The 12,374-nt window shown below is 44.2% G+C and carries 13 protein-coding genes; 6 read left to right on the forward strand and 7 right to left on the reverse strand.

Features of this window, described 5'->3' with window-relative positions:
- The first annotated feature begins 5 nt into the window (after positions 1–5).
- Positions 6–878, forward strand: a complete 873-nt coding sequence (locus tag AOB49_RS10320) for a fumarylacetoacetate hydrolase family protein (RefSeq protein ID WP_062310797.1) — start codon at positions 6–8, stop codon at positions 876–878.
- A 48-nt stretch (positions 879–926) separates the two neighbouring features.
- On the opposite strand, the gene AOB49_RS10325 is transcribed toward AOB49_RS10320, so the two are convergent.
- Positions 927–2,147 (reverse strand): amidase, encoded by a 1,221-nt coding sequence (locus AOB49_RS10325; protein WP_082784149.1) that lies wholly within the window; start codon positions 2,145–2,147, stop codon positions 927–929.
- An 83-nt stretch (positions 2,148–2,230) separates the two neighbouring features.
- Here AOB49_RS10325 and AOB49_RS10330 point away from each other — a divergent pair, with 83 nt between their 5' ends.
- Both AOB49_RS10330 and AOB49_RS10335 read left to right on the forward strand, forming a co-directional pair.
- The gene (locus AOB49_RS10330; protein WP_062310799.1) at positions 2,231–3,118 is read left to right on the forward strand and encodes a polysaccharide deacetylase family protein; all 888 of its coding nucleotides are present in this window, start codon (positions 2,231–2,233) and stop codon (positions 3,116–3,118) included.
- A 26-nt stretch (positions 3,119–3,144) separates the two neighbouring features.
- Positions 3,145–3,633 carry a VOC family protein gene (locus AOB49_RS10335; RefSeq protein ID WP_062310801.1) on the forward strand — a complete coding sequence of 163 codons (489 nt, stop codon included), beginning with the start codon at positions 3,145–3,147 and terminating at the stop codon, positions 3,631–3,633.
- 11 nt (positions 3,634–3,644) lie between these two features.
- Here the strand turns inward: AOB49_RS10335 and AOB49_RS10340 are convergent, their stop codons facing one another.
- The 6 genes from AOB49_RS10340 to AOB49_RS10365 all read right to left on the reverse strand — a co-directional run bounded on the left by AOB49_RS10340 (position 3,645) and on the right by AOB49_RS10365 (position 9,145).
- Complete coding sequence (locus AOB49_RS10340) at positions 3,645–4,511, reverse strand: branched-chain amino acid ABC transporter permease (RefSeq protein ID WP_062310803.1); 867 nt, start codon at positions 4,509–4,511, stop codon at positions 3,645–3,647.
- Complete coding sequence (locus AOB49_RS10345; protein WP_062310805.1) at positions 4,511–5,485, reverse strand: branched-chain amino acid ABC transporter permease; 975 nt, start codon at positions 5,483–5,485, stop codon at positions 4,511–4,513. The genes AOB49_RS10340 and AOB49_RS10345 overlap by 1 nt, the downstream gene beginning before the upstream one ends.
- A gap of 9 nt (positions 5,486–5,494) precedes the next feature.
- A complete protein-coding gene (locus AOB49_RS10350; RefSeq protein WP_062310806.1) occupies positions 5,495–6,187 on the reverse strand; it encodes an ABC transporter ATP-binding protein in 693 nt (230 codons plus the stop codon).
- Positions 6,180–6,956, reverse strand: a complete 777-nt coding sequence (locus tag AOB49_RS10355; protein ID WP_062310808.1) for an ABC transporter ATP-binding protein — start codon at positions 6,954–6,956, stop codon at positions 6,180–6,182. The genes AOB49_RS10350 and AOB49_RS10355 overlap by 8 nt, the downstream gene beginning before the upstream one ends.
- 56 nt (positions 6,957–7,012) lie before the next feature.
- Positions 7,013–8,260, reverse strand: a complete 1,248-nt coding sequence (locus AOB49_RS10360; RefSeq protein WP_062310811.1) for an ABC transporter substrate-binding protein — start codon at positions 8,258–8,260, stop codon at positions 7,013–7,015.
- Positions 8,261–8,491: 231 nt separating this feature from the next.
- Entirely contained in the window at positions 8,492–9,145 is a 654-nt protein-coding gene (locus AOB49_RS10365) for a flavin reductase family protein (RefSeq protein WP_062310813.1), read from the reverse strand.
- Positions 9,146–9,278: 133 nt separating this feature from the next.
- On the opposite strand from AOB49_RS10365, the gene AOB49_RS10370 reads away from it, so the two are divergent.
- From AOB49_RS10370 to AOB49_RS10380, 3 genes are read left to right on the forward strand one after another with little or no spacing between them, the layout of a single operon-like run.
- Positions 9,279–11,024 carry a CocE/NonD family hydrolase gene (locus AOB49_RS10370; RefSeq protein ID WP_062310815.1) on the forward strand — a complete coding sequence of 582 codons (1,746 nt, stop codon included), beginning with the start codon at positions 9,279–9,281 and terminating at the stop codon, positions 11,022–11,024.
- 23 nt (positions 11,025–11,047) lie between these two features.
- Positions 11,048–12,034 (forward strand): Bug family tripartite tricarboxylate transporter substrate binding protein, encoded by a 987-nt coding sequence (locus AOB49_RS10375; RefSeq protein WP_082784150.1) that lies wholly within the window; start codon positions 11,048–11,050, stop codon positions 12,032–12,034.
- A gap of 39 nt (positions 12,035–12,073) precedes the next feature.
- Entirely contained in the window at positions 12,074–12,361 is a 288-nt protein-coding gene (locus tag AOB49_RS10380; protein ID WP_062310819.1) for a cupin domain-containing protein, read from the forward strand.
- The last annotated feature ends 13 nt before the right edge of the window (positions 12,362–12,374 follow it).

The following is a 12,374-nucleotide window of genomic DNA, read 5'->3' on the forward strand; positions in this document are numbered from 1 at the left end:
ATGTTATGAGACTATTTAGTTATCGCGATCAAAATAATAAAAAAAGCATTGGCGTACTTTGCAAGAAAGATTCGAACGAGTTTGTTGATTTATGTGCTACAGATCCGAGCATACCAGCGGATTTATATAGCCTGATTGCAATTGATCCGCAGTTTAGTAAAGCTAAGAATGCTCTCTCTAGCCCCAAGGCTGTTATTAAGAATCTTTCAGAGGTTGAGTTTGATGTTTTAATTGATCGCCCAAGCAAGATTGTCTGCATGGGTCTGAATTATGCAGATCATGCAAAAGAGGGTGGAAACGCACGCCCGGAATACCCAAGTTTTTTTATGCGAGTCCCTAGCTCGCTCGCTCCCCATGGCGCTCCTCTTATTAGGCCGAAGGTATCGGATAAATTAGATTACGAAGCTGAGCTGGCATTTGTTGTGGGTAAGAGAGTCCGCAATTTAACTAGAGAAAATGCGCTTGACTGCATAGCGGGCTACAGCATTTTTAACGATGGCAGCTTAAGGGATTATCAGCGCAAGACCACCCAATGGACGATTGGTAAAAACTTTGATCAAACTGGTGGATTTGGGCCATGGTTGGTCACGCCAGATGAGTTACCTAAGGGCGCGCATGGTCTTCAAATTCAATCCCGCTTGAATGGGTCGGTTATGCAAAATGCTAACACCAAAGATTTTTTATGGGATGTTGCTGAGACTATTGTATTGATTACTGAATGCATGACTTTAGAGCCAGGTGATGTGGTAATTACTGGAACGCCTGCAGGAGTGGGTTATGCAAGAACGCCACCAGTATTCATGAAGCCTGGCGATATTTGTGAAATTGAAATCGAGAATATCGGTATCTTAAGAAATTCAATTGAGGATCAAGCGTAATAGTAAGACGGACTAAGATTTTTATCTTTAGTCCCTTGCTGCGCTCGACTATTTAATAGAGAGCCCCTTTGCAATACTCAACAAGAACAAATCTTGTTGAGTATTCGCAATCAAGGATAGGCCAAGTGGCGCCCCCTCATATTGGGAGATCGGCAAACTTACCTGAGGTAAGCCGCCAAGACCCGCAATGCAAAGCAGTTGAAATAATTGCTTTCTGACTTGCTCTAATTCAGCGGCAGTTGATGTAAGTAAGGGGGCTACACATCCTGTGCTAGGTAGGATAAGAATGGCCTCAGTGTTTTCATCGCTCAAACTGTTGAGTAGATCTCTAAGATATTTTTCGATGCGGTTTTTCTCTGCCTGCGCTACTGCAATGACCTGGGGATTCAACGATTTTGCAATCTCGAACCGTTCTTTGATGCCAGGGCCAAATTCAGTGAGATGTTGCTCCGCCCATTGACCATGCTCTTTCCAGATTTCTGAGGCTTGAACAATGCGAAAAGTTTCAGCCCACTGCGCTAGAGTCTCTGGAGAAATGGATACCTCCCCCACTGATTCTTTTGAAAAAAGAGTCAAGATCTTTTTCTTTAAGCATGCTGCAATAGTATCGGGAACTAATTGAAAGGTCTCTTTTAATAGGTAGTACTTCGGCTTTTTACGAAGATTTGAGGCGCTTTCTCCAAGTAAAGTTTCACCAACTTTGATCAAAATATCTGGATCTTTTGCAAACCAACCTAGCGAATCAAAGCTTTTTGCGAGAGGTCGAGCATGTGCAAGCGATATGCGACCATGGGATGTTCTGATGCCATAGATTCCGCAGAAGCTTGCTGGAGCACGTACTGAGCCGCCAGTGTCTGAGCCAATTGCAAAATCGACTAGACCGGCTGCAACTGCAGCGGCTGAGCCGCTTGAGGAGCCACCAGGAACGCGCTCGGGTGAGGCGCTATTAATGGGAGTACCGTAATGCGCATTCATCCCCAAAATGCTGTAAGTAAGCTCATCGGTATGCGTCTTGCCAAGTAGACTTGCACCGGCATTTGAGAGTGTTTCAATAAATGCGGCGCTTACTGTTGGAATCGGATGGGATTTAAGCCATGCCGGACTACCAAAAGCTGTAGGAATGCCGGCGACATCATATATATCCTTGAGTCCATAAGATAGTCCACTCAAGGGACCTTCCTGACTGGCGGGAATATTGACTGGTGCATGCCGACAAAATGCAGCTACTGTATCTAGCTCAAAAATATTAGATTGGCTTTGTATTTCCACGGTTTACATTCAAGGGGTCGAGGGTTAAGATTGTGCTAATAAAAAATATTCGGTTTTATTAAACCATATTAGGGGACAAACATATGAATGACCTGCTTAGTGCTCGAGTGCCTTTTTCTGCGATTGTCGACAGACCAAAATTGATCTTGCCAGACTCTGCGCGAATGGTTGTTTGGCTAATCGTTAATATTGAGCATTGGTCGATGGAAAACCCTATGCCAAGAACCGTCCTGTCTCCACCAATGGGGCAGCCTCTGCAGCCCGATCTTCCCAATTGGGCTTGGCACGAATATGGAATGCGCGTAGGTTTTTGGCGCATCTTCGATGCGCTGAATCAGCGCAATATTATTCCAACATTGGCTACTAATGGGATTGTTTGTACATCTTATCCAAGGGTTGCTGAGGCAGGCTTAAATAAAGGATGGGAGATGATGGGGCATGGTTATATTCAAGGACCAATGCATAAGATTCCCAATCAGCTGGAGGCAGTCGAGCAGACGGTTGATGCGATTAAGCGTTTTAGCGGTAAAGCTCCCGTCGGCTGGGAAAGTCCTGGTTTGACCGAAAATGATGCGACGATTGATTGCTTATCTAAAGCTGGGATTGAGTATGTGGCTGATTGGGTTTTAGATGATCAGCCTGTTTGGATTAACGCAAAGCCTAAGCCTGTGCTATCAGTACCATATACCGTTGAATTGAATGACATTCCAATGATGTTGTTGCAAAGCAATCGTGGAGAAGAAATGTTATCGCGTGGTGTTGAGCAGTTTGAGCGCCTCTGGTCTGAGAGCGCTACGATCCCGCGAGTTATGGCATTAAGTGTGCATCCCTATATTACTGGTGCACCCCATCGCATTGGTTATTTTGAAAAATTGCTAGACCATATTCAGAAAAAAGAAGGCGTCTTAATTAAGACGGGTGAGTGGATTTCTGATTGGTATCGCGCTCAAGTGCCGGCCCCCAATAATTAATTTTCATTACTGAAAGGAATCACGCTATGGGCCTTAAGTTTATGGAACATATCCTAATACTGACTCACGACCCTGAGGGAACGAGAGATTGGTTCTGTACAAATTTAGGCTTCCGTAGTGGCGATCATCCTGATTTTGGCTTTCCGGTTTATTGGCTCTATATTGGTGATCAAGATGTAGTCCATATTGGGAAGGCTAAGTTTTCCGAGCATCAAGATACCTATTTGAAGACCCCTAGTGATCGTGGCGATCAAGATTATTCAGCTGCAGGTGCCATGGGAAGCGGACGGATTGACCATGTCTGCTTTAACTGCGAGGGCATTAATGAGTTTGTTGAGCGACTTAATAAAAACGGCGTAGAGTTTAATGAGCGCAAAGCGCATAACTCGAACTTGTATCAGCTATTTATGCGTGAGCCAATCAATGGGATCAAGGTCGAGTTAAATTTTTCAGCGGAAGAAGCGGCGCGCTCAGGAAGGGTGCCTACTTGGACCGATACTGGAGCAAGCAAGTAAGTTTACTTAGCTTACTTGCTGAGTTTTCCGCCAAATAATCCAGTAGGTTTAATCAATAGAATGACTAGCATCATGGCAAATGGCGCCATGATCGCTAGGGGGGCGTAAATTAGCGAGCCAATAGAAACAACTTGGCCAACAATAATCGATGAAACCATCGTACCTTTAATGCTTCCAAGACCTCCAATAATGACCACCATGAAGGCAAAGGCCAGCACTTCTAACCCCATATTTGGCTCAACAATAATGAGAGGGGCATAAAGCGCTCCACCCAGTGCCGAAAGGCTAGCAGCTAGTACAAACGTTATTGTGAATAGACTTGTGACATTAATCCCAAGACCTTCTACGTGGTCCATGTCCTCAATACCAGCCCTAATCGCCTTGCCAATAATGGTTTTGTTTAAAAATACCCAGATTCCTAAGTAGACTAAGGCTGCGATCAAAATGACAAGGAGGCGATACGCTGGAACCTCTGTGCCAAGCAGCATCATTTGATCAGTAAAGGGTGTTTTTACGGGTCTTGGTACAACTCCCCAAATAAATTTGATTAAGCCAATACCGCCTAGTAGGACTCCAAAAGAAGTAATCATGCTAAAGGTTAGCTCGCGTTCATAGATTCTGCGAAAGATTACGCGTTCAACAAAAAATGCCAATAGTCCGCCAACAATAACGCCACAAGCAACTCCCAGCCAAAAACTTCCCGTCACAGTGGTGACTGTGTAGGTAATATAGGCGCCAAATGAGTAGTAGAGGAGTTGATCAAGGCTGATGATTCGCATCAGACCAAAACAAAGGGATAAGCCAATGGAAATTAGAAAATAAATACTAGCCAGGCTAAAGCCAAAGATAATCCCAGATATAAGTAATTGCCCATCCATTATTTAATATCCTGATTGTGAGTTGGAGATTTCCATTTTGCGATCCATTTTTTAATGATGGATTCAGCGCCGCCATAGAGTCCGCTTGAGTTGGTTAGCATAATCAATACCAAAATAACGCCGATAAAGAATTCCCAGTTGCCAATGAGTTTGCTGATGACGTCCCTTAGGCCGGTGTAGGCGATTGTGCCAACTAAAGGCCCAAATAGGCTGCCAACACCCCCTAGAATGGTTACCACTACTGGATCGGCGGTTCGTGCTGGACTGGTAATTTCTGGGCTTACCGATCCTAGGTAGACGGCGTATAGAGATCCCGCTAGCGCTGTGCTGGTATTGGCGATAACAAAAGCAATTAAACGAATGCGGAAGTTGCTGTAGCCTAAGAATTGCAGCTTAGTCTCATTGATTTTGGTAGCTAAGCAGCAAGCGCCAAAAATAGTGCTATCGATATATTTGTAGAAGGCCCAAAGTGCGATTGCTATTAGCAGACTAAAGATAAAAAAGTCGCTTGGTTTCGTGAGATCTAGTATTGGCGTTGATGCGATCCTTGCCAGGAACCATAAGCCATTATCACCTTTGGTGATATCGGCAAATACCTTTTGCATCATGTAAAAAATGATGACAGCAAGGGCTAAATTGACTAGTGCGAAGTAATCGCTCCGTAGCCTCACAAACATGGGCGCTACAAGCGTTGCGAAAATAAATCCACTTACTACTCCAACCAAGATGCCAATATACGGGTTGGTACCAAAGTAAAATAAATAAAAAGCTGTTCCATACGCGCCTATTGCTAAGTAGGCGGGTTGACCAAATGAAATAAAGCCAACTCTACCGAGTAAGAAGTTGCAGCCTATCGTGTAGATAGAAAAAATAAGGACTTCATTTAAGAATGGCAGTGGAACAAATAAGCGACTAAATGCTACCAGCCCGAATGCGATAAGTATTCCGCGCCACCAGCGCCATGTGTCTAACATTGATTGATCCTAGAGATATTGCTCACAGTTACTTGGGTTAATTTCATCGGGAGTCTTAAGTTCCGCAACGACTTGACCTTCTCGGATGGCATAAACACGGTTGGAGATTGCGCATACGAGTGGTAAATTTTGCTCGACAATAATTAATGAGGCGCGTTGACTGAGGTCCTTAAAGACATGACGTAGATGGCTAACAATGCTGGGCGCCAAACCTTCTGTAGGCTCATCAATCAGTAATACTTTTGGAGCGCCTAATATTGCGCGGCCAATCATAAGCATTTGCCTTTCGCCACCACTTAAGAATCCCGCTTTGCGATCAATGAGTATTTTTAATTTTGGGAAGTAATCGAATACTGGATCCCAGTTGTAATCACCGCTGGCATAGCTGCCTAACTCTAAATTCTCACGAACAGTTAGATCAGAAAAAACCTTTTTATCTTGAGGCACGTATTTGACACCATGTTGCGCAATCTGATAGGGTCTCATGCCGATGAGCTGATGGTCAGGCGTTTTCACTTCTCCGGAGGTGGGATGTAAAAAGCCTGAAATTGATTTAAGTAGGGTGGTTTTGCCAGACCCATTCCGCCCAACGCAAGAAACGATTTCATTTGCGTGCAGCTTTAGGTTAACGTCAAAGAGAACTTTGGATTCTCCATAGGCTGTATTTAACCCTACTACCTCTAAAGTGGTCGGCTTATGCATTGCCAGTATCCCCCTCGGACTCAATCTGCCAATAACTCTTTCTGACTTCTGGATGATTGAGGCATTCCTCGTAACCACCTTCAGCAATTACGCGGCCTTCATGCATTACGATAAGGCGCTCAACAAAATTTTCAATGTGAGAAATCTTGTGTTCAACCAAGATAATGGTTTGCTTGCCGATATGCTGGCGTAAAACATCAAGCACACCTTTGATTTCTGATTCAGCTAATCCTGCAAGAGGTTCGTCTAGCAGTAATACTTTTGGTTCCGCTAGCACCGCCATTGCAATTTCTAAACGACGTTTTTCGCCAAGACTAAGGTGCTGCACTAGACGATCTTTAACATTTTCTAAATCAAAGGTTTTGAGGGTGTCTAGAATTTTAGGATTTTGATAGTGTGATTTACGAGTAGTGAGCAATAAGTCCTTGATTGAGGATGCATGATTTTTGCGAAAATACACCAACAGAAGATTATCGGTAACGCTTAAGTTATCAAAAGTAGAGGTGAGCTGGAAGGTTCTGGTTAAGCCCTCTGCAACCCTATCCTGAGCGGACATCTTTGTGATGTCAGCTCCACGATAAGTGATGGTTCCCTCATCCGGAAAGAAGAGGCCTGTTAACAAATTGAAAAAGGTAGTCTTTCCAGCCCCATTTGACCCCAGAATTCCGACTACCTCAAATTCATTGACGGTAAAGTCAACGTTATTGACAGCCACGAGATTTCCAAAGCGTTTCGTAACGCCTTGCGTTTGCAATATCACATTACTCATGCGGTTTTATATATAAAAATCCCCCGCCGATTAAGACGGGGGATTGTATTGAGGTATTAGTAACCCAAAGACTTTAGCGAAGGCATTACTTGATTTCCGCCAGCAGAACCAATCACTGAAAATAAATCCCATTCATTTTTTTGTTCTTTGGCGCCTTTACCTTTAACTAGGAAGGCTGCATATTTATATTCGGCCGCATGATCTTCTCTCCAAAGTGCTGGACCTTTAACATTTGTATTAAATGCACCACCATTCGCCTGAATTGCGGCAGATGATTTGATAGGGTCGAAGGACTTGGATAGCTCAAAACCACGGAACATTTCTAAATAGGCGATGTAGGCAATGGCAGCATAGGCATCTGGTGGACGTCCATACTTAGCGCGATAGAGATTGGTAAATTCCTTTGCACTCTTAGCCACTTCCTTATCTGGGAAATTATCTAAGTCGTAGTAGAAATAGTGCATTGCATAGACACCCTCTAAAGCCTCGGGTGGCAAGCCTTTAGCAACAGTATTGGTAATAAATGCATTAAAAATAGTCATTTCTTTATTCAAGCCCATTTGATTGGCTTGCTTAAGAAGCGCAACAGCATCTGCAGCAAATTGTGAGGCAATGAATACATCAGGCTTAGCGGCTTTAACCTTTTGTAGTACGGTGGTGTAGTCGGCTGTGCCTAGTGATAATTCATCGTAGCCCACAATCTCTGCACCATATTCTTTAGCTGCGGCATACACGCCATCGCGAATGTCCCAGCCAAAACTATCGGCGCGTGCTAAGAAGAAAATTTTCTTCTTGCCTAATGTTTTGATGGCAGCTTGTCCAGCCATATAACCAACGGTCCATGGGCTATAAGCTGTAGCAAAAGTAGTCGGGGAAAGCTTTCCTTTTTCAAAGGCCTCTTTTGCCATCACGCAAACTGGAAAATAGGGTAAAGGATTTTTTTGAACCATAGCATTAATTGCGTAGGCTAGAGGGGCAAAAGTCTGACCTCCTAAGCCTTTAACGCCTTCATCAACCATATAGCGGTAGCGGCGGACGCCAACATCTTGCTTGGCCTCATCATCCGCAACAACACCTTCTACTTTGACTTTACCGTTTGGCATATTCAAGCCGCCACGTTTATTGATAACGTCAATAGCCAATAGCGCGCCATCTCTTTGGGTCTCGGCAACTGCCGCGAAAGTTCCAGTTAGGGGTAGAAGAATGCCCACTTTAATAGGGGGAGGGTCGGCAGCAAGGCTGGTGTTTGTGGCAAATGCTGTAAAGAGCGCTAACGAGAGTGTTTTTAACAGAAATTTGTTCATAGTCACCTTATCTTTTTAAGAATATTTATTGGGTTCAACACAAAAAGATTAATGCATAACTAAAAATCTATGAGTACTTATAAACCCTAGGTTTTGACAAAAAAATGCTACCTCGTTAGTGGGATCACAGTAGGAGGTGTACAAATATTTATTGCAGCTGCATCAAAACGTGGCTGCATCTATTTATCAATAGATCGAGCCGATCTTTTTAGAGATCGGCCCATTCTTAACTTAATTGGCCTCTATCTCTCCAGCCTTTAAGCCTAGGCGCTGAATATCTTCCATGCTGGGTATGGCTTTGGTATAGCGCTCGCCTAGCCAAGCGTAATGATCGCCAAAGAGGCGAGCGATTGGGGAGTATTTTTCAGGAATGATGCGCTTGGTGAGTGGGTCTATGAGTTCATCTTTAATATGAATCGCTTTTATCCTTCCAAGTACTAGCGCTCTTCTTTCGGTTAACTCGATAATCTGAAAAAGCTCACATTCTAAGCAGGCAGGCGCTTCCGCTATTCTTTGAACACCAACCGTCTTGCTATCTACTAAAGTAACGCCAGCGTAATCAATTTCACTCTCATTAGATGGAATTTCAGCAGAGGCAATGTGCATTGCACCAATAATGGAGGAGTCGACCATATTGATCACGAATTCTTTTGTGTCCTTTATGTTTTGCAGCGTATCTTTAGATCCCCCATTAGACTTTGCCCCGATTCCTAGTATTGCAATTGCAGGATCCTCAGAGAAAACATTAAAAAAACTAAAGGGTGCGGCATTGCATAAACCACTGTGATCTTTGCTGGTGACAAGCGCTACGGGCCTTGGTATGACTACGGCTGATAAAAACTTATACCGCTCTTGAGTGCTTAAATCTTCTAGCAATAAGTCCATCTGCAAGACTCCTGATGTTGGGTTATTTTGAGGCTGAAAAGTTTATTAGGTTAGCACCATATTTTCCTATGCAACCCTCTGAAAAAGATATATATTGATTTTCAAAATAAAAACTAACTTGTAGGAGACAAAGATGGATGCTCTGAAATCAGAGATTCGGGATGGCATGCGTATTGATTGGGATATGCCTATCGTGATGGACGATGGTCTTGTTCTGCGTGCTGATATTTTCCGCCCTATTCGAGCTGGTAAATTTCCTGTGATTTTGTCTTATGGCCCATATGGAAAGGGGCTCGCCTTTCAAGAGGGCTATAAAACTGCCTGGGAAATTATGGAGCGTGAAAATCCTGATGTGCTTCGGGGCTCTAGTAACAAATATCAGAATTGGGAGGTAGTTGATCCGGAGAAATGGGTCCCTGATGATTATGTATGTATTAGGATCGACTCACGTGGTGCGGGAAGATCGCCAGGTTTTATGGATCACAACAATGCCCGCGAGACCCGAGACATTCATTTGTGCATTGAATGGGCGGCTAAGCAAAAATGGAGTAACGGGCGTGTAGGCATGAACGGTATTTCCTATTACGGAAGCAATCAATGGCGAGCCGCAGCAAGCAAGCCAAAGCATTTAGCTGCTATCTGCGTATGGGAGGGCTGGAATGACAACTATAGAGAATCAAGCCGTCATGGTGGAATTGCCTGCTCCTTCAGAAAAAATTGGCTGGAGATGCAAATCAAAACCGTTCAGCATGGTGTGGGTGATAGAGGAAAAAGAAGCGCTATTACCGGAGAAACTGTCTGTGGACCGGAGACCTTATCTGATGATGAGTTGCGCAAGAATGTGGATGATGTTTGGAAGCGTGTTATCGAGAACGAGATGGTCTCTGATTGGTATGTCGAGCGTACCGCGAACTTAGACAAAGTAGACGTACCAGTCTTAAGTGCCGCAAATTGGGGTGGTCAAGGACTCCATACGCGCGGTAACTTTGAAGGCTTCGTGCGCTCAAAATCCAAGAATAAGTGGTTGGAAGTACATGGTGGATCGCATTGGGCGCCTTTCTATACGGATTATGGCGTTGCTTTGCAGAAGCGGTTTTTTGACTTTTATCTTAAAGGCAAAAAAAATGGTTGGAACAAAACGCCACCCGTATCCCTATTGGTGAGAAGCCCTGGAGAAAAATTTACCCTTCGCTATGAAAATGAGTGGCCGCTAAAGAGAACGCAGTGGACCTCTTTATATCTTGATCCTAGTCAGAAAACATTTTCTCAGTTTCCTTTAAAGCAAGAGGCAAAAGTTCAATATGACATGATGGGTAATGGCGTTACATTCGCCTTTCCACCCCAGACTCAAGAGGTTGAATTAACGGGCCCGATGGCTCTGAAGTTGTTTATTTCTTCCTCAACTGTAGATGCTGATATTTTTGCAATCGTGCGTGTGTTTGATCCTCAGGGAAAAGAGGTCTTATTTCATGGGGCGCTTGATCCAAAGACTCCTATTGCACAAGGCTGGCTAAGAGCTTCACACCGCAAGCTGGATAAGAAGAAAAGCCTACCCTATCGTCCGTGGCACAGTCATGATGAAAAGCAGCCATTAACTCCAGGCGAGATTTATGAGTTAGATGTAGAAATTTGGCCTACCTGTATTGTTGTGCCAAAAGGCTACAGTATTGCGCTCTCGATTCGAGGTCGTGATTATGAGCATGATGATGCCGCCGCTGTGCTGTCGAATATGAAGCATCCCATGAAAGGTTGTGGGCCCTTTACGCATGACGATGAGCAAGATCGACCACCAGCTATTTTTGGTGGCAAGGTAACTTTACATATGGGGCCAAAGCATCAGGCAAGACTATTGGTGCCGGTTATTCCAAAGAAAAAATAAGTTTGACAAAGTAAGGGGGCTTCATGAACTATCGTTTAAAGAGTTATTCAATGGCTACAGTTTTGGCGTTGTCGATTGGCTTGTTTAGTCAATTTGTTAGCGCTCAAACTGGATCGTTCCCTAATCGACCGATTAAGATCATTATCCCGTTTCCGCCTGGTAACACTACCGACATCATGACGCGTTTGATTGCTCCGAAACTGCAAGAGCGTTTGGGTCAAGCGATTGTTGTTGAGAATAAGCCCGGAGGATCGGGCATAGTTGGCATGGATTATGTTGCTAAATCTAAGCCTGACGGATACACCATCGTTGCATCGCAAGGAGGCAACATGGTGGTACTGCCGCATACCAACAAAAATGTATCCTACAATCCCATTACTGACTTCACTCCTATCGCTTTGTCCACCCTAAACTATCAGGTCATCACAGCGAGTAATCAAGCGCCCTTTAAAACTTTTCCCCAAATGATTGAGTGGGCCAAAGCCAATCCTGGGAAGATGACTGTAGCTTCAAATGGTGAAGGGGGATTTCCGCATCTTGTATTTGAAAGTCTCGCTAAAAATGCAGGCATTACATTTACACACGTGCCTTATAAAGGCACTGCGCAGATTGTCACGGATATGATTGGTGGTCAGGTAATGTCTTCTGTTGATGGCGTCAGTGGTCCGGCGCCACATATTCGCTCAGGAGCAATTCGTTTGCTAGCAATCTCAAATAAGACAAAAGTATCCGAGTGGCCAAATACTCCAACAGTATCGGAGACAGTCCCAGGCTGGACTTCGAATGGCTGGTTTGGATATTCGGGCCCCGCTGGGATGAATAAGGACGTTGTAAATAAGCTGAATGTCGAGATTAATCGAGCAATGAATTCTCCCGAAGTGCTGGAGCAACTCAAGTCATATGGATTAGAAGTGATTTCAGAGCCGCCCGAATATTTTGATAAAGTGCTCAGGGCTGACTATGAGCGATATGGCAAGCTCGTTAAAGATATTGGTTATGAGCCTCGCTAATTTAGTAAACGCTACTTTGTAAAAAATATCGGAGTGTAAATGCCTTTATATTCACTTGAAGAGTTTACGGATAAGACTAAGGCCGATGGATACGAGGGTGTATCTATTCGCGAGTGGGCCGCTAATACCATTAGTCAGACCCATACGCATGAATTTGCTGTCCACGCAGTTGTGGTGCAGGGTGAGATGTGGCTTACTCGCGCCGAGGGAACGCAACACTTACAGGTTGGGGACACCTTCACGATGGATTCAGATACGCCCCATTCTGAAAAATATGGGCCCAATGGAACTATCTATTGGGCCGCAAGACGATTCTCAAAAATTTAAATGTAATCTGGGT

Source organism: Polynucleobacter sinensis, from assembly GCF_001595985.1.
Taxonomy (GTDB): domain Bacteria; phylum Pseudomonadota; class Gammaproteobacteria; order Burkholderiales; family Burkholderiaceae; genus Polynucleobacter; species Polynucleobacter sinensis.

What these genes read in the sequence shown, in the direction of transcription:
- AOB49_RS10320 (WP_062310797.1), top strand. Translation starts at nt 6, where the DNA reads ATGAGACTATTTAGTTATCGCGATCAAAATAATAAAAAAAGCATTGGC.
- AOB49_RS10330 (WP_062310799.1), top strand. Translation starts at nt 2,231, where the DNA reads ATGAATGACCTGCTTAGTGCTCGAGTGCCTTTTTCTGCGATTGTCGAC.
- AOB49_RS10335 (WP_062310801.1), top strand. Translation starts at nt 3,145, where the DNA reads ATGGGCCTTAAGTTTATGGAACATATCCTAATACTGACTCACGACCCT.
- AOB49_RS10340 (WP_062310803.1), bottom strand. Translation starts at nt 4,511, where the DNA reads ATGGATGGGCAATTACTTATATCTGGGATTATCTTTGGCTTTAGCCTG.
- AOB49_RS10345 (WP_062310805.1), bottom strand. Translation starts at nt 5,485, where the DNA reads ATGTTAGACACATGGCGCTGGTGGCGCGGAATACTTATCGCATTCGGG.
- AOB49_RS10350 (WP_062310806.1), bottom strand. Translation starts at nt 6,187, where the DNA reads ATGCATAAGCCGACCACTTTAGAGGTAGTAGGGTTAAATACAGCCTAT.
- AOB49_RS10355 (WP_062310808.1), bottom strand. Translation starts at nt 6,956, where the DNA reads ATGAGTAATGTGATATTGCAAACGCAAGGCGTTACGAAACGCTTTGGA.
- AOB49_RS10360 (WP_062310811.1), bottom strand. Translation starts at nt 8,260, where the DNA reads ATGAACAAATTTCTGTTAAAAACACTCTCGTTAGCGCTCTTTACAGCA.
- AOB49_RS10365 (WP_062310813.1), bottom strand. Translation starts at nt 9,145, where the DNA reads ATGGACTTATTGCTAGAAGATTTAAGCACTCAAGAGCGGTATAAGTTT.
- AOB49_RS10370 (WP_062310815.1), top strand. Translation starts at nt 9,279, where the DNA reads ATGGATGCTCTGAAATCAGAGATTCGGGATGGCATGCGTATTGATTGG.
- AOB49_RS10375 (WP_082784150.1), top strand. Translation starts at nt 11,048, where the DNA reads ATGAACTATCGTTTAAAGAGTTATTCAATGGCTACAGTTTTGGCGTTG.
- AOB49_RS10380 (WP_062310819.1), top strand. Translation starts at nt 12,074, where the DNA reads ATGCCTTTATATTCACTTGAAGAGTTTACGGATAAGACTAAGGCCGAT.